Origin of the sequence: Acinetobacter sp. YH01018, assembly GCF_013420295.1 — a bacterium.
GTDB lineage: Bacteria > Pseudomonadota > Gammaproteobacteria > Pseudomonadales > Moraxellaceae > Acinetobacter.
Map to the genome: position 1 here is coordinate 168,818 of NZ_VOYL01000001.1, position 16,154 is coordinate 184,971.

The window sequence follows — 16,154 nt, forward strand, 5'->3', positions numbered from 1 at the left end:
AGCGATGAGGCAAACAACGTTTCGTCCGAGCGCAAGATGACGAACCATGTTCGGAGTGCACACAATTAAGTCGAGTAATACTCGACCTGAGCGGTATTGCCTCGCAAGAAAGTTTGCAAGTTTTATCTAGTGAGCAGTGATGTTTTGAGTATCTAACTTGCATTGATTTTGCCCAGATGATCAATCTCGATTTCCTCACCAATCGGTCGCTGCTCAAAATAAAACTGAATCCGTACCGGTTTGGCTTCGCCATTACCCAGCCATAGCAGCTGTGGGGCATTCGAATTCAGCAAATCTTCATTATTGGCATTTTCATAAGCATGATCGAGTGAAGTAATGCTAAAAGAAACATGCTCCGGCAAAGCCCTCGGAGTAAATTCCGTATACTCTTGCCATTTTTTGTTTTCTTCAACAATTTGCGGGGCTATGGCTTGAATGGAAGGAACGATGTATTCAACCACTCCATAACGGAACGGTGATACATCAGTGGTACTGTGTACATCCAGGGCAAAAATGCGGGCCTGATCATTGGCTTCACGGTTAATCCTGCGTAAATCCATCATAAACACTTCCCGTGCCTGCATGGCTTTACGCTGGTCTACCCCGTTAATACTGGTCAGAATTAAAGAAGCCATGATTGCCATAATCACAATGACCACCATCAACTCGATCAGGGTAAAACCACGAATTGATAAGGGCTGGATTGGCTTCATGGCATACCTTTAAGCAAACTGTTCCGCAGAACTGACCTGTTTGGGCATTGCCAGTGCCTGATCGATATAGGCCACGCGCAATGTGTCACGCGACCCCAGATAACGCTGGTAAAAACTGGAATTCAGAATAGCCGCAGCACCATGGGTCAGGGCCCAAATGGAGGCCAGGTAATCGCGTGTCGACATGCTGCTTTGAATGCTTTCCAGATAGCTTTCAGTCATACGGATAATAATCCGTAAACGCTGTTTTCTGACCTGATACAGTTCACTAAATAGTAGATTGATCCCAATACCGGTCGTAGACAAACGTTCTTCAATTTGATGGAACAGTACCGTGCGCTCAGGATGATGTAAATGATGCAACATAAAGAATGCCAGATGCTCGGGAAAAGCCTTCTCTGCATCCTTAATCATCTCGAGCAACATGTTCTCATTACGAATAATCAGAAGCATGTACAGTTCATCTTTACTCTGGAAATGCTTATATAGAGTTCCCTTCGCCAAATCGAGTTCTGCTGCCAACGCATCCAGTGTCATCCCTGATTCGCCATTTTCTAACAGCAACTGCTCTGCAACCTGAAAAATCAACGCTTCTCTTGCTCGAAACTGAGCCTGACGATCCATCTTCACTCTGTAATTCTCTTCTGCGCTTATATCAATTTAATTTATTTACTTTAAATTAAGGAGGTTTTCAAAGTTCTGCATTGTAATGAAAGCAATTTCCTCAACAGACTTATCATATACATCACTTAAGGCTTTGGCTACATAAGGCACGTATTTTGGTTCATTAGATTTTCCTCTATATGGCATCGGTGCCAGATAAGGACTATCAGTTTCAATCAGCACCCGATCTAGTGGAACCTGCTTGGCCACATCACGTAAATCCTGCGCATTTTTAAAAGAGACAATGCCGGAAAATGACACATAATAACCACAATCCAGCACAGCTTTTGCGGTTTCCCAATCTTCGGTAAAACAATGCAAAATACCATGCGTGGATTTTTCAGCCCGAATGATATCGACTGTATCGTGTTTCGCTGCACGGGTATGCACCACCACCGGTTTTTTTACTGCCTGTGAGGCATGAATATGGCGGGCAAAACATTCTTTTTGTTCAGCAATAAAATCGGTACTATGAAAATAATCCAGGCCGGTTTCACCAATCGCCCAGACCTTTTCAGGCTGTGCCAGTTCAATCAGATAATCTGTAGTTGCACGTGCCATGGTCGCCGGATCTTCACAGGGATGAACACCGACACTGTACCCAACATCAGCATGACGTGCTGCAATTTTAGCAAGCTCGATATGGTCATCCAAATCAACCGATATCGTCATGAATTTGGATACTCCTGCTTCACGCGCCTGAGCTAATGCCAAGTCCAGATTGCCATCATAAGGCGTTAGATCCAGCATGGTTAAATGGCAGTGAGTATCTACAAACACAGTGATTTCCTAAATCTTTTAAATATCTACATAGTGTAACTAGTTCGACCCTCAGACTTAAGACCTGTAAGCAACTTTTCAGCTTCTGATTTGTAATAAACGCCTTTTTCTCCGGTCAATTGCATACCAAAACCTTGTAATTTGATGCCATTTTGTTTTTGGGAGACCCAGATAACCTTGCCTGTTAAAGGAATTTTTTGTGATTGTTCGGGTAAGGTTGCCAGCACAAACACTTCTTCACCAAGCTTAACCGGCTGTTTGGTCGGAATAAACAATCCTCCACCAACAACATAAGGCATATAGCTGGCATACAAAGTTTCTATATCCGGGATATTGGCATGAATAATACCGCCCATACGTGGTTGCATTTTTATTCCCCTTAAAAATATTTAAATGTTCATTAGTTTTATACACAATTGATCAAGCACTAAATTGCTTTGTACATTTTGCTCAATATATTGTTTAGCTTGCTGCAAATCAGAATAAACCACAAATAAAAATTCCAAGGTATAGTGTTTGGATAATGCACTCAAATCCAGATCGGAATTTTTAACCTGCTGACTGAGCTTGACACAAATTAAATCGGACAACAAGTATTCAAACATTTGTGAAAATTCACTAAAACTCAGCGCCTTATTCCATTTGGTCGCAATCGCCATCGGCATATTTTTTTGCGTGACCAGTTTTTGCCAGTCCGTTAAAAATTCCTGCCGCTTATTTAACCATTCCGTTTCAGCCAGCTGCATGGCCTGTAATGGCATCTGATTAGATAAATTCATCAACAGTTGTTTTTGCATTTGATCTAAATTGGGTAAATGCTCGGTTAAATACGCATCGGCCTGCGAAGAAGAAATACGGTCCAGCGCAAAATGCTGCAAACGACTGCGAATCGTGGCTGGAAGTTTCAAGTAATGATCGGCCAGCAGGATGATTACCACCCGCTCACCCGGCTCTTCCAGGGTTTTCAGCAAAGCATTGGCAGAAGCGATATTTAAGGCTTCTGCCGGTTCAATCACGATCACGCGCCAGCCATCGACGGTTTGCTGCACAAAGGGCAATAAATCACGGATTTTTTCAATCTTGATTTTGGCATTCTGCTTTCTATTGTCTTCATCCGTGCTGATATGGACATAGTTGGGATGGGTATCAGACTTTAACCACAAACAACTGCCGCATTCACCACAAGGGGCATTGTTTTCATGACGATTGGCACATAACACCCAAGCCAAAAAATATTGGGCAAAAGCTTCCTTGCCACAGCCTTTTTTGCCGTAAAAAAGCAGGCCATGCCCCAGCTTGGGAAAGCGTCCGGTCAAGGTCTCCCAAACCGTTTGCTGCCATGGGTAGACTTGTGCCACAACATTATCTTGCATGGAAGTATTCACCTTATTCGAAGCAGGAAACGTCCATCTGATTCAAACGGTCCAGATCTGCCTGGGTATCTACACCCGGTGGCAAGTTGGCTTCTGCAACCGCAATCGCAATACGGTGACCATTTTCCAGTACACGTAATTGTTCCAGGCTTTCCAGTTTTTCCAGCACACCCATATCCCAGGACACATATTCTTGCAGCAAATTCACACGGTAGGCATACAGCCCCAAATGACGGTATGCCCGTTGATGTAATTGCTGCATTTCTTGTTTGGCACCATCACGGTCATAAGGAATCGTGGCGCGGCTAAAATACAAAGCCTGGTTATATTTGGACATCACCACTTTCACAATGCTGTCGCGCTGGAACTCTTCCAGGCTATGAATCGGCTCACAGAGGGTCGACATGGAAGATTCAGGTTGCGATTCCAGTAATTGAGCCACCTGCTGCACCAATTGAGCCGGAAGCAGAGGTTCATCACCTTGTACATTGACAATAATGTCTTCGCTGTCCCAGCCTTTAATGCGGGCAACTTCACTTAAACGGTCTGTGCCAGAGGGATGATCTGCACTGGTGATGACAACATCCACGTCTTCTGCACGGCAAACTTCTGCAATACGCTCATCGTCGGTTGCAACACATAAATCATCAAAACCAGCCACTTTTTTTGCCTGGTCGACCACTCGTAGAATCATGGGACGACCATGAATTTCCAATAGCGGCTTGCCCGGCAAACGGGAACTTGCAAAACGTGCTGGAATAACAATATGTTTCATAAACAATGAACCTTAAGAGATTGGAATGCCAAGTTGCTGTAACTGTTGATGCAAGACATCGTAGCATTGCGGTGAAAGCACTGCTTCAACAGGAACCACCCAGATTTCCCGTTTAAAATTTGGATTTTGCTTTAATAGGGGCAGCAGTTTTACCGCATCTTTTTCCGTGGTAATAATAGGATTGTTATCTTCAAACTGCAGATCCGTAATTTCATAATCATAGTGGTCAGGAAATTCATGGCACTGAAACTGGTGAATCCCCATGGAATCCAGGGTGCTGTAAAAACGTTGCGGAAAACCAATACCCACGACAGCATAAAAATTATCCGCCGGATTAAAAGATCTTTCATCTTCCGCATCATTCAGCAAATAAGGCGCAGCGACTTCTAAATGCATATTCAGTTCGGAATTGGGCTGACTGGCATGCTCAATGACCGTCGCTGTTGTTAAGCTGCTTGGCGGTTCGCGCAAATATCCTTCAGGCAATAACTTTTGATTACCCAAACCACGATTCTGATCCAGCACAATCCACTCAATCTGGCGTGCCAAAGCCCAGTGCTGCAAACCGTCATCACTGATAATTAAATCCAGCTCATGTTTAGACAACAGATATTCAATACTACGCTGACGGTTTGAACCTACCACCATGGGCACACCAGTTGACTGCACAATCAGGCAGGGTTCATCTCCCACAATCTCGGGGAGCGATTCCAAATCCACATAGGCTGGAAATGGTCCTTTTCCACCGTAACCGCGACTGATGACACCGACACGGACATTTTGGCTTTGTAGATAATTAACCAACTGAATCAGCAGCGGCGTTTTACCGCTGCCACCAACGGTAATATTACCAATCACCATTACCGGAACTGGAGATTGATAGCTGGCCTTAACGCCACATTGGTACAGTTTTTTATTCAGTAAAAACCCACCACGATAAATCCATGACAAAGGTCTAAGCACAATCAACCACTTGGCCTGTCTATTCCAAGCATCTTGAATAAATTGTGCGAATGACATAAATCAGTGTTCCTCGAAATTACGCTGATGCAATTGATAGTAAGCTCCATGTTGGGCAATCAATTCTGCATGCGTACCTTGTTCGACAATTTTACCGTGATCCATCACCACAATGCGATCCGCATTTTCAATGGTGGATAAACGATGGGCAATCACAATGGTTGTCCGGTCTTGCATGGCTGCATCAAATGCCTTCTGGATAAAATACTCTGATTCATTATCCAGTGCACTGGTGGCTTCATCCAGAATCAGGATCGGTGCATTTTTCAAAATGGCACGTGCAATGGCGATACGCTGGCGCTGTCCACCCGAAAGGTTCAAGCCTTGTGCACCCAGTTGCGTGTCATACCCTTGTGGCAAGGCCATAATAAAGTCATGTGCATAGGCAGCTTTTGCGGCCGCAATGATGTCTGCATCGGTCGCATTTTCAAGCTGGCCGTAGGCAATATTTTCACGTACAGTGCGGTTAAACAATACCACCTGCTGGTTCACCATGGCAATTTGTGTACGCAAGCTATGCAGGTCTATATCTTGAATATTCTGCTGGTCCAGATAAATATGGCCAGAACTCAATTCCTGAAAACGTACCAGCAAATTGACCAGAGAACTTTTTCCCGCACCTGAACGACCGACCAATGCAATGGTTTCGCCCGCTTTGACATTCAGGTTGAAATCCTGAATCGCGTGATGCCCATCTGCATAAATCAGGTTGGCATTTTCAAACCGAATATTACCTTTAAGCACTGGCGTTAAAGCGCCTGCATTTTGCTCTTCCGGCAAATCCAGCAATTCAAAAACGGAATGTGCAGCAGCCATACCACGTTGCAGCTTTTCATTGATATCCGTCAATGCCTTGATCGGTTTGCTTAACATACCGGCTGCTGTAATGTAGGCAACAAATTCACCTGCACTGGTATCCCGCAAAATTTCCGGACGTAATGCAATCCAGATGATAATTGCCATGGCAATGGACATAATGAACTGCACAACCGGGCTATTCAGTTGCTGCACCACCACCATTTTCAAACCGCGTCTTAAGTTTTCCAGCGAGTTTTCACGAAAACGCGTTTGTTCATATTCCTGCCCGCCAAAACCCTTAACAATTAAATTCCCATTCACCGTTTCCTGCACCACATGGTTAACATCCCCCATGGTGTCCTGAACTTGCAGGGATAATTTACGCATACGTTTGGATGCTTTGCGAACCAGCAACCCCATCAGTGGAGCAAAAATCAGAATAATAAAAGTAAGTCGCCAATTGCTATATAACAGATACCCTAACAATCCGAGGGTAATCAAACCTTGTTGTACAATCGTTTTTAGAGATTCAGATGAAGCAGCCGTTAATTGCTCCACGTTATACATGATTTTAGCGGTGATATGCCCGCTGGTATTATCCAGATAATATTGCGATGGAAGTTTAAGTAATTTTCCAAAAACTTCCTGACGGATATTAAACACCAGATTACGTGAGATGACTGCGGTATAATAGCCTCCAATAAAGGAACCTAGACCGCGAAAAAACATCAATAAAATAACCAGAAAAGGAAATATAGAAGTAAAGTTCTGGTCTCTGTGCTGGATGGCGGTAATGATTTTTTCCAGTAATTTCGCAATGGAAACCTCAGTCGCTGCACTAATTGCAAAACCGATAAAAACCAGTATTGCCACACCCCAAAAAGGTTTCAGATATCCTAAAAGACGCAGATAGACCTTAAAATCTTGCTTCACTCATAACCCCTAGACGGAACTTTGGTACTAATATTGACGTTCACAAAACCTAACTGTCCTGCTACATCCATCACACGAATCACATCCTGATGCGTTGCCTTGGCATCCGCAGCAATGACAAACATTAAATCACGCCGGTCATTGGAAATCTGTTTAATTGCGGTACTTAAGTCGACCACTTCCTTACTGGCAATCGATTGTCCATTAATGGAATAGTGTCCAGAAGCATCTACCACCACTTCAATTTTATGATCATACTGCTTGGGAGGCACCCCTTGCGCATCCGGCAAGGTTAAATTCATGCGGCTAAACTGGTTGAATGTGGTGGATAGCAGTAGAAAAACCAGGATAAACAGCAAACAGTCAATCATGGGTGTCAGGTTAATGTGAATATCTTCAACTTGTGTGCGTTTGAATTTCATGTTTCACCACCTTAACCTGCTTTTCTAATATCTTGTTCTTCATCTGTAGAATTTTGATAGAAAAGCGCTGCATGAAATAAGGTCGATTGCTGTTCAAGTTCTGCAATATATTCTTGTACCAAACGCTGAAAATAGCGATAGGCAAACAGTGCCGGAATGGCAATAAACATCCCGGCTGCCGTTGTGATCAACGCTTTTGAAATACCCGGAATCATTAGAGTAGGATTGCTATTGGTGCCTAAATCAATCACCAAGAAGGATTCGATAATACCCAGTACGGTACCCAACAAACCCAATAGTGGTGCTACCGCACTTAAGGTTCCCAAGAAGTTGATGTTTTTTTCCAGATAACCAATTTCTTGAGAAGCAGTGGTTTCCATTTGTGCACGGGCAAATTGTTCATTTTGATTTTTACTTTGATAACCCGCCATAAAAATGCGCCCCAAAGTACTGCTTTGTAAGGCTTGATCCTGCTTTAACTGCTGCATGACCATATCAATATTTTGCACCTGATTTAACAGCAATACCTTAGGCAAGATCATTGTTCTTTTTAACCGAATAAAGCGCTCAATCGTGATTGCTACAGTAAAAATTGAACATAAAACAAGGGGAAGCATGAGCCACCCACCCGCCTTAACTAATTCCCACATATGTTTTCCCCAATAAAAATTTTAAAAATTATTCTGCAAAGCAGATATTTAATATCCCATCCAATTCATCAAGTGAATGGTATTGAATGACAAGCTTCCCCTTGCCTTGTTTATTATGATCAATTTTCACATCTGCGCTGAAACGCTCTGCCAGACGCTGTGTCAGTTGCTGAATATCGGGTGCAATTTCAGCTTTCGGTTTTTCTTGTTTTGGCGTATTCAAGTCGCGCACCAGTTGTTCGGTTTGGCGTACAGATAAACTTTTCTCAATCACATGCTCTGCAACCTTAAGCTGATCTTTAGCCTTTAAAGTCAGAATAGCACGCGCATGCCCCATATCCAGCAAACCTTGCTGCATGAAGTCTTTTACCGATTCAGCCAGTGTCAGTAAACGCAACAAGTTACTGACTGTAGTACGCGCCTTACCGACAGTATCAGCAATTTCCTGATGACTTAAACCGAATTCTTCATGAAAACGCTGGAGTGCCATCGCCTGATCGATCGGGTTTAAATCCTGACGTTGAATGTTTTCAATCAATGCCAAGGCAATGGCAACCTGATCATTCAAATCACGAACAATTGCAGGAACTTCTGTCAAACCCGCCAGTTGTGCTGCACGCCAGCGACGCTCACCGGCAATAATTTCATAGGGATGCTTTTCATCATCAATTGGACGAATCACAATCGGCTGCATCACCCCATGCTTTTCAATCGATGCTGCCAGTTCCTGAAGATCTTGCTCATGAATAAAACGTCGCGGTTGATATTCACCGCGCTTGAGTAAATGGACATTAATCTGTTTCAGCTGACCATGATCTAACGCTTGAGCTTCCATTTGTAATTTTTCTTTCTGGATTGAGCCAAGCAAGGCATCCAGACCACGACCTTTTGCTAATCCGCGTTTTTTTGTGGTCATGCGTTACTTCCTTTTTTTACTTTACTTTTCTTTAACATTTCAGCTGCCAGATTCAGGTAAGCAACTGCACCCTTGGAGCTTTTTTCAAAATAGATAATCGGCAAACCATGTGCAGGAGCTTCAGCTAAACGTACATTACGCGGAATCACCGTATCGTAGAGTTTTTTACCAAAATACTGCTCCAGCTCTTCTGAAACATCACGGGTTAAAGCATTACGTGCATCGTACATAGTGCGCAAAACGCCCACGATTTGCAGATCCGGATTTAGGGCTTGCTGAATACGGTCAATGGTTTGGGTTAAATCCGCCAAACCTTCCAGAGCATAGTATTCACATTGCATCGGAATCATTACACCGTGTACGGCAGCCAAGGCATTCACCGTAATCAGACTTAAGCTGGGCGCACAGTCAACAATAATATAATCAAAAGAAGACTCTATTTCTTGCAATGCTTCACGCAAAATATATTCGCGGCCATCCTGTTCGGCAATCGCCAGTTCTACACCCGCCAAATCGCGGTTAGCCCCGAGAACTTTATAACCGACTTCTGATTTGGTAATTGCAGTCTCAATCGGAACTTCACCCAACAACACATCAGTAACCGAATATAGAAGATCGTTTTTCTGGATCCCGGACCCCATCGTGGCATTGCCTTGTGAATCCATATCCACAAGTAAAACGCGCTTTTTCAAAACAGCTAACGATGCTGCCAAATTTACTGCGGTTGTGGTTTTACCTACGCCACCTTTTTGGTTCGCAATCGCAATAATTTGTGCCATGGTGACCCCAATCCTTCGAAAAAATTAAATATGTTTCAATAAAAGCAAGTGACGTTGTTCGTCTAAACGCGGAACTTTCAGTTCAATAATCTCAAAACTGAATTCATTTTTTAAAGCCTCTACTTCATCCGCAGGGATTAATCCTTTCATCGATGCAATAATACTGTGCGCATGCATAAAAGGTTTAGAAGCGGCAACAAAATCAGTTAAAGAGGCAAATGCTCGACTGGTAATGACATCAAACTGACCCAGCTCCTGAATGCTTTCCTCATTTTCGACACGCGTCTGTACGGCAACCACATTTTTTAGTTTTAAATCGGCAATAAACTGTTTCAGGAAACGGATTTTTTTACCGTTCGAGTCTAGCAACACACACTGACGCTCAGGCTGACATAATGCAATGATCATGCCTGGCATACCTCCACCGGTTCCGATATCCAGCAAACGACCTTGAGGCAAATCTTTCAAAATACTCAAGCTATCCAGCAGATGCTTGACCAGCATTTCTTTCGGATCACGAATCGCGGTCAAGTTATATGCTTTATTCCACAGTACCAAAGCATCCTGGTATTTGAGTAATAAATTTAAAGCCTCATCGCTAAGCTCCAAACCCAAAGCTTGACTACCCTGCTTAAGTTCTTTGAAAAACTGGTGCATATACAAATAACGTCTCGAAAAGTTAATGGAAGTATACCGATTTATACAACAAGTCACAGTAGCTTGTGCTTAGTGAATATGCACTTAATCGTACAAGCCTTGCTTAATTTGTTGATCCAGTACATTTAATCGCTCGGGAGTGCCAACATCTACCCAGACACCCTGCATTTTGGATGCAGTAATTTGCTGTTCAAGCATCGCTTGCTTTAATAAAGGTGCCAGTGGTCGTTTACCATTTTCCAGGCCTGCAAACATCGCAGGATGAATCACCGCAACGCCACTATAAGTCAGTGCTTCACCTTGCTGTGCCTGATCAAAAGTATAAGCCCGGCCATGAGCAAGGATAAAGTCACCGTTGGGATGTTGAGCCGGATTATCGACAAAAACCAGATGAGCAAGGTCATCCTGCAATTTCACATCAAATAAGGTCGCAAAATCCATGGTGGTCCAGACATCACCATTGACCAGAATAAAAGGTTCTTCGCCCAAAAGCGGTAAGGCATTAATAATCCCCCCCGCAGTTTCTAGTCCTTCACCTTCATGTGACCACAAGATATTGACGCCAAACTCTGACCCATCACCCAAAGCTGAGGCCAGTTTTTCGCCCAACCAGGCCGTATTGATGACAATTTCAGTGACGCCAATACTTTGCAGTTTTTCAATATGCCAAACGATCAGGGGCTTTCCACCCACTTCCAGCAAGGGTTTTGGCGTATGCAGGGTCAGTGGACGCATACGGTTACCCAGCCCTGCCGCTAAAATCATGGCTTTCATTATGCAGCAACCTCATAACCACCGTATTTTGCTTCAAATTTCGGCATAACCCTGGCTTCAATAAACTGCATAAACGGTTGTAATTCTGTATAAGGCTTACTTTCTTCAAGTAAATACCACATCACACGAGGTAGGTCTTTTAAATAGCCAGACTTGCCATCACGTTCGAACAGACGCACAAAGATACCCAAAATTTTGATATGACGCTGAATCGCCATCATGTCGGCATCTTTTTTAAACTGCTCAAAATCACGGTCCTGTTTTGCCGATTCAGGCAACAGATCATAGAAGGTTTTAAACCATGTATAAACACGGTCAGCATTCCATTGCACATAGGCATCACGGGTAATTGAAATCAAATCGTAAGTATCTGCACCAATTACAGCATCCTGAAAGTCAATCACACCCAGATCGGTTTCGCCTGCAATTTTCATTAAATTACGGCTATGGAAGTCGCGATGTACAATGACTTGCGGTTGCGCCAAAGCCGCGTTGGCTAAAATAGCAAAGGTTCGTTTAATTAAGGCACTTTCTTCTGCTGTTGGCTGAATCTGCAATGACGGCAACATCCAGTCGGTCAACAGTTCCATTTCAGAAATCAGTTTTTCATAAGAATAATTTGGAAAATGATTTGTCCCATCAATGGCTTGTAATTGAATCAGCTGTTTAAAACTTTGTACATAATAAGTATCTACCGTTTGCTCATTCAGCAAGGTCGAAAGTAAGACATCACCAAAATCTTCGAGTAGCAAAAAACCCAGTTCCAGGTCTTTGGCAACAATATGCGGCACACGCACACCATTCTGATCAAAAAATTCATCAATCGTCACAAAAGGCACACAATCTTCTTTTTCTGGTGGTGCATCCATGAGCATAAATGTTTTATTATTCAATTTGATTCGTGCATAACGACGGAAGCTTGCATCGCCTGCCAAAAAATGCGTCTCAAATTGATCTGAACCAAGTACAGATGTAATCCATGTTTGTATCAATTGTTCACGTTGTGTATTCATTTGCGATAAATTCTAATACAGGCTGAGTTTTTAAAGTGCTAAGTGTAGCCACTTATCAACTTTTTCTCTATGATGCGAGAATAATTAATTGCGATTAAGCATACTTGGTTAATGATACAAATGAAGCATCAGTTTAAATTTAATCCTTTAGCGACTGCTATTTTAACCCTTTTATGTGGCAGCTCGATCTCAAGCTATGCTGAATCTACAATTCCAGCTTCGACTGTCGACAACCAAAAAATGAAAGACAGTATTCAGGAGTCATATCCTGGACAACAATTTTTTGAACAATACTATGTAGACAAATCAGCACCTGAAGCTCAACAACGTCAGGGACAGTATTTGAGCTCTGCTTATTGCAAAGGCGCCTGGATTACACCAATCAGTCCGGAGACCAAAGCTGCAGATCCAGACAATGCCACATCTACAGTGACTGCAGATTATGGTCATTTTGACCCGAATGGCGACTCTGTTCTTGAAGGCAATGTATTAATTGACCAGCAAGGCCGCAAAATTCGTGCCGATAAAATCACCATCGACCAGACCCAAACCTACGCAAATGCACAAGGTCGCGTGCAAATGGCACAAGCCGGCTTACTGGCACAAAGTGACCAGATCAATTACAACTTAAAGACCCAGCAAGGCGATTTAAATAACAGCTTTTATATTTCTGAAGAGCAGCATGCACATGGCCGTGCAGAAAAAATCACCCGCACTTCAGAAAATGTGGTGGTGATGAATAACGCTACCTACAGCACCTGTCCACCCGATGAAAAACCAGGCTGGAAAATTCAGGCTGATAAAATTACCTTAAATAAAGAAACCGGACGCGGTGAAACGCGCGGTACCAAACTTTATGTCAAAGAAGTACCGGTGCTTGCAGTACCTTATTTCAACTTCCCGATTGATGACCGTCGCACTACCGGTATTTTGACCCCAGGTTTTGGATTTACCAACGATGGTGGCGTAGAACTTACAGTTCCTGTTTATTTAAACTTGGCACCTAATTACGATGCAACCCTTACACCGCGCTATATCGGTAATCGCGGCGCAATGCTTGAAGGCGAATTCCGCTATTTAACGAAAAATTACGGCACTGGCAGAGTATCGGGCGGCTACTTGGCTGCAGATAACGAATATAATGACCAAGACCGTAAAGGCTTGCAATTCTTACATAACTGGCAAATCAACAACCAGTTTTCTACCAATATTGAATATAACTATGTTTCAGATAAAGACTATTTCTCTGATTTAAATAACAATCCCAACTCAAAAACAGAATTAAACTTGCGCCGTGCCTGGCAGCTCAATTACGGCAATGGAATTCCAGGATTATCTGCGCAACTCAAAGTTGAAAATTTCCAAACGCTCGATAATACCGTTTCATCTGTAGACCGCCCTTATGCACGTCTACCACAATTTTTATTGAATTATAAAACTGGCAATCCCTTAGGTTTGCAATATGAATTCAATAATGACACCGCTTACTTTAAAAAAGATATTACTGATTTCAATAGCCCAAACAACGAACCAAGCGGTACCCGTATTTACAATGATTTTGCAGTGCGTTACAACTATCGTACTCCTTGGTCATTTATGATTCCTGAGATTTCACTGCGCAATATAAATACCGTATATGATCAAAATACGATTGCTGCTCAGAATATTAGCTCATCAGATGAAACAAAGACCGTCACCGTCCCCCAATTCACTTTAGATACCGGTTTAACCTTTGAAAAAGAAGGTAAATATCTGCAAACACTTACTCCTCGCGCTTTTTATGCCTATGCACCGTATAAAAACCAGGATGGACATCCAAACTTTGACTCGGCTCCTGCCTCCATCAATTATGATCAGTTATTCAGTCCACGTCGTTTCTATGGACATGACCGTTTAGAAGACAATAATTTTCTGTCTTTAGGACTAAGTTATAGTCTGTTTGATGAAGTAGGTTTAGAACGCTTAAAAACCAGCGTGGGTCAAAGCTTCTTTTTTGAAGATCGCCGGGTAACGCTAGAAAATAAAGCTGATCAGTTTGATACTGAACGTCGTACCGGCCCTATTTTAAGTGTCTCTAGCCAACTGTCACAAAATTTCACCGTTGGTGCAAATTCTGCATGGATGTCGAATGGTGATAATGCACAGCGTGATCTGCAATTGTATTACACAGGTAATCAGGGAAATCTTTATAATTTGGGTTATTTCTACCGCAAAGACATTCCGAACCGTCAAGACCAGTATGATCAGGTTGTCGCATCATTCATTCAACCTGTAGCAAATAACTGGCGTATTTTAGGTCATGCACAATATGATATGGACAATAATGTCGCTCGTGAGTATTTACTCGGTGTAAATTATGAGTCCTGTTGCTGGGGCATTTCGGTATATGGCCGCTCTTACTATAATGACCTGGACAACGTGAACGATGATGGTGTTTCACCCAAACGTGCCATTATGGCGGAAATTAGCCTCAAAGGCTTAGGCGGCTTCAACAACAAGCTTTCATCTTTACTAGAAAACCGTATTTTAGGTTTCAATAATATTAATCAATCTTGGACACAACGTTAATGAAGACAATACAGTTAAAACATTTTTTTAAAGCGACTGCGCTTGCTTTAGCCTTATCTTCATCAATGACTACATTTGCTCAATCCTCAGATGAAGTGGTTGCAGTGGTAGATAACAGTGTCATTTTAAAAAGTGATTTAGAACAAGGTATCGCAGAACTCAAACATCAATTAGAAACACAAAAAAAACAGCTGCCACCAGAACAATATTTACAGCAACAGGCACTTGACCAGCTCATTATTCGTCAAGCACAACTTGAACAGGTTAAACGCTACAATATTAAGCCGAATGAAAGAGAACTGAATGAAGCTGTGCTTAAGGTTGCAGGTCAATCTGGAAGCAAAAGTTTAGAAGCCTTCCAGCAAAAGCTTGATGGTATTGCACCGGGGACTTACGAATCCTTGCGCAATCGCATTGCAGAAGATTTAGCAATTAATCGCCTGCGTCAACAAGTGGTGATGTCCCGTATTAAAATTAGCGATCAGGATGTAGAAAACTTCTTAAAGACGCCACAAGGTCAAGCCGCTTTAGGGAACCAAGCGCATGTTATTCATATCCGTGTATCTGGTGATGACCAAGCAGCCTTAGAAAAAACTGCAAAACTTGTCAAAGCTGAACTGAATAACAGCAATGATGTTAAAGCGATTGACCAAAAGTTCACTACCAAGACAGTTAAAGTGGAGGGTGCAGATATGGGCTTTAGAAGCCTGTCTGATATCCCGGCTGAACTGGCAGCCCGTGTAAGTACGTTGCAAGAAGGTCAGACTACAGACCTGATTCCAGTGCGAGACGGTATTCATGTGTTAAAATTGATTGAACGTAAAGGTGGTGCGCAAAAAGCGATCGTATCGCAATACCAGACACGTCACATTCTCATTCAGCCTTCGGAAGTAGTAAGTCCTGAAAATGCCAAACAACAAATTGACAGTATCCATAACCGCTTAAAAGCGGGTGAAGATTTTGCCGTATTGGCATCAACTTTTTCCAATGATCCAGGTTCTGCACGTGATGGCGGCAGCTTAGGTTGGGTGAACCCGGGCGTTATGGTACCTGAATTTGAGGTGCAAATGAAAAACACGGCTGTCGGTCAGATCAGTGCACCCTTCCAGACTCAATTTGGCTGGCACATTCTTCAGGTTACAGATATGCGCCAACAAGATATGACGCGTGAATATCAACAACGCATGGCACGTCAAATTCTGGGTGAACGTCAATTCGATGCTGAACTGGATAGCTGGTTACGTGAAATTCGTAGTAATGCCTTTGTAGAAGTCAAAGACCCAAATCTAGACCGTAAAAAAAATAAATAAGCCTCAATTG

Annotated in this window: 17 protein-coding genes; 2 read left to right on the top strand and 15 right to left on the bottom strand. The window is 42.8% G+C overall.

The features are described from left to right. Positions 1-152: 152 nt before the first annotated feature. From FTT83_RS00780 to FTT83_RS00850, 15 genes are all read right to left on the bottom strand, one after another. Entirely contained in the window at positions 153-713 is a 561-nt protein-coding gene (locus FTT83_RS00780; protein ID WP_180176136.1) for a type II secretion system protein, read from the bottom strand. Between the two features lie 9 nt (positions 714-722). After that, complete coding sequence (locus FTT83_RS00785; protein WP_086195477.1) at positions 723-1,337, bottom strand: TetR/AcrR family transcriptional regulator; 615 nt, start codon at positions 1,335-1,337, stop codon at positions 723-725. A 45-nt stretch (positions 1,338-1,382) separates the two neighbouring features. Then, entirely contained in the window at positions 1,383-2,156 is a 774-nt protein-coding gene (locus FTT83_RS00790) for a TatD family hydrolase (RefSeq protein ID WP_180176137.1), read from the bottom strand. 26 nt (positions 2,157-2,182) lie between these two features. Further along, positions 2,183-2,524: a PilZ domain-containing protein gene (locus FTT83_RS00795; protein WP_092818360.1), complete on the bottom strand. Its 342-nt coding sequence runs from the start codon at positions 2,522-2,524 to the stop codon at positions 2,183-2,185. Between the two features lie 21 nt (positions 2,525-2,545). Next, on the bottom strand, positions 2,546-3,529 hold the full coding sequence (locus FTT83_RS00800) for a DNA polymerase III subunit delta' (protein WP_180176138.1): 984 nt from the start codon (positions 3,527-3,529) through the stop codon (positions 2,546-2,548). A gap of 13 nt (positions 3,530-3,542) precedes the next feature. Further along, the gene (kdsB, locus tag FTT83_RS00805) at positions 3,543-4,304 is read right to left on the bottom strand and encodes a 3-deoxy-manno-octulosonate cytidylyltransferase (protein WP_180176139.1); all 762 of its coding nucleotides are present in this window, start codon (positions 4,302-4,304) and stop codon (positions 3,543-3,545) included. A gap of 12 nt (positions 4,305-4,316) precedes the next feature. Beyond that, positions 4,317-5,324, bottom strand: a complete 1,008-nt coding sequence (lpxK, locus tag FTT83_RS00810) for a tetraacyldisaccharide 4'-kinase (RefSeq protein ID WP_180176140.1) — start codon at positions 5,322-5,324, stop codon at positions 4,317-4,319. Between the two features lie 3 nt (positions 5,325-5,327). Then, positions 5,328-7,055, bottom strand: a complete 1,728-nt coding sequence (msbA, locus tag FTT83_RS00815) for a lipid A export permease/ATP-binding protein MsbA (RefSeq protein ID WP_180176141.1) — start codon at positions 7,053-7,055, stop codon at positions 5,328-5,330. Continuing rightward, a complete protein-coding gene (locus tag FTT83_RS00820; protein ID WP_092818364.1) occupies positions 7,052-7,477 on the bottom strand; it encodes a biopolymer transporter ExbD in 426 nt (141 codons plus the stop codon). Before FTT83_RS00820 ends, msbA begins: the two co-directional genes overlap by 4 nt. A gap of 11 nt (positions 7,478-7,488) precedes the next feature. Beyond that, positions 7,489-8,127 carry a MotA/TolQ/ExbB proton channel family protein gene (locus FTT83_RS00825; protein WP_180080352.1) on the bottom strand — a complete coding sequence of 213 codons (639 nt, stop codon included), beginning with the start codon at positions 8,125-8,127 and terminating at the stop codon, positions 7,489-7,491. Positions 8,128-8,155: 28 nt separating this feature from the next. After that, a complete protein-coding gene (locus FTT83_RS00830) occupies positions 8,156-9,043 on the bottom strand; it encodes a ParB/RepB/Spo0J family partition protein (protein WP_086195486.1) in 888 nt (295 codons plus the stop codon). Beyond that, positions 9,040-9,822: a ParA family protein gene (locus tag FTT83_RS00835; RefSeq protein ID WP_180080356.1), complete on the bottom strand. Its 783-nt coding sequence runs from the start codon at positions 9,820-9,822 to the stop codon at positions 9,040-9,042. The genes FTT83_RS00830 and FTT83_RS00835 overlap by 4 nt, the downstream gene beginning before the upstream one ends. A gap of 24 nt (positions 9,823-9,846) precedes the next feature. Next, entirely contained in the window at positions 9,847-10,479 is a 633-nt protein-coding gene (rsmG, locus tag FTT83_RS00840; protein WP_180080359.1) for a 16S rRNA (guanine(527)-N(7))-methyltransferase RsmG, read from the bottom strand. An 84-nt stretch (positions 10,480-10,563) separates the two neighbouring features. Beyond that, positions 10,564-11,253, bottom strand: coding sequence for an N-acetylmuramate alpha-1-phosphate uridylyltransferase MurU (gene murU / locus FTT83_RS00845; protein ID WP_180080362.1), 690 nt, complete (start codon positions 11,251-11,253; stop codon positions 10,564-10,566). Continuing rightward, positions 11,253-12,266, bottom strand: coding sequence for an aminoglycoside phosphotransferase family protein (locus FTT83_RS00850; protein ID WP_180176142.1), 1,014 nt, complete (start codon positions 12,264-12,266; stop codon positions 11,253-11,255). Before FTT83_RS00850 ends, murU begins: the two co-directional genes overlap by 1 nt. Before the next feature lie 120 nt (positions 12,267-12,386). Between FTT83_RS00850 and FTT83_RS00855 the strand changes: the two genes are divergently transcribed. Both FTT83_RS00855 and FTT83_RS00860 read left to right on the top strand, forming a co-directional pair. Then, on the top strand, positions 12,387-14,834 hold the full coding sequence (locus tag FTT83_RS00855) for an LPS-assembly protein LptD (protein ID WP_180174679.1): 2,448 nt from the start codon (positions 12,387-12,389) through the stop codon (positions 14,832-14,834). Further along, the gene (locus FTT83_RS00860; RefSeq protein WP_180176143.1) at positions 14,834-16,144 is read left to right on the top strand and encodes a peptidylprolyl isomerase; all 1,311 of its coding nucleotides are present in this window, start codon (positions 14,834-14,836) and stop codon (positions 16,142-16,144) included. The genes FTT83_RS00855 and FTT83_RS00860 overlap by 1 nt, the downstream gene beginning before the upstream one ends. The last annotated feature ends 10 nt before the right edge of the window (positions 16,145-16,154 follow it).

Bases quoted from the DNA above. Each gene is read 5' to 3' on its own strand.
- FTT83_RS00800 (WP_180176138.1), bottom strand. From the start codon at position 3,529: ATGCAAGATAATGTTGTGGCACAAGTCTACCCATGGCAGCAAACGGTT.
- rsmG (WP_180080359.1), bottom strand. From the start codon at position 10,479: ATGCACCAGTTTTTCAAAGAACTTAAGCAGGGTAGTCAAGCTTTGGGT.
- FTT83_RS00785 (WP_086195477.1), bottom strand. From the start codon at position 1,337: ATGGATCGTCAGGCTCAGTTTCGAGCAAGAGAAGCGTTGATTTTTCAG.
- FTT83_RS00850 (WP_180176142.1), bottom strand. From the start codon at position 12,266: ATGAATACACAACGTGAACAATTGATACAAACATGGATTACATCTGTA.
- FTT83_RS00855 (WP_180174679.1), top strand. From the start codon at position 12,387: ATGAAGCATCAGTTTAAATTTAATCCTTTAGCGACTGCTATTTTAACC.
- lpxK (WP_180176140.1), bottom strand. From the start codon at position 5,324: ATGTCATTCGCACAATTTATTCAAGATGCTTGGAATAGACAGGCCAAG.
- FTT83_RS00820 (WP_092818364.1), bottom strand. From the start codon at position 7,477: ATGAAATTCAAACGCACACAAGTTGAAGATATTCACATTAACCTGACA.
- kdsB (WP_180176139.1), bottom strand. From the start codon at position 4,304: ATGAAACATATTGTTATTCCAGCACGTTTTGCAAGTTCCCGTTTGCCG.
- FTT83_RS00835 (WP_180080356.1), bottom strand. From the start codon at position 9,822: ATGGCACAAATTATTGCGATTGCGAACCAAAAAGGTGGCGTAGGTAAA.
- murU (WP_180080362.1), bottom strand. From the start codon at position 11,253: ATGAAAGCCATGATTTTAGCGGCAGGGCTGGGTAACCGTATGCGTCCA.
- FTT83_RS00860 (WP_180176143.1), top strand. From the start codon at position 14,834: ATGAAGACAATACAGTTAAAACATTTTTTTAAAGCGACTGCGCTTGCT.
- FTT83_RS00780 (WP_180176136.1), bottom strand. From the start codon at position 713: ATGAAGCCAATCCAGCCCTTATCAATTCGTGGTTTTACCCTGATCGAG.
- FTT83_RS00795 (WP_092818360.1), bottom strand. From the start codon at position 2,524: ATGCAACCACGTATGGGCGGTATTATTCATGCCAATATCCCGGATATA.
- FTT83_RS00830 (WP_086195486.1), bottom strand. From the start codon at position 9,043: ATGACCACAAAAAAACGCGGATTAGCAAAAGGTCGTGGTCTGGATGCC.
- FTT83_RS00825 (WP_180080352.1), bottom strand. From the start codon at position 8,127: ATGTGGGAATTAGTTAAGGCGGGTGGGTGGCTCATGCTTCCCCTTGTT.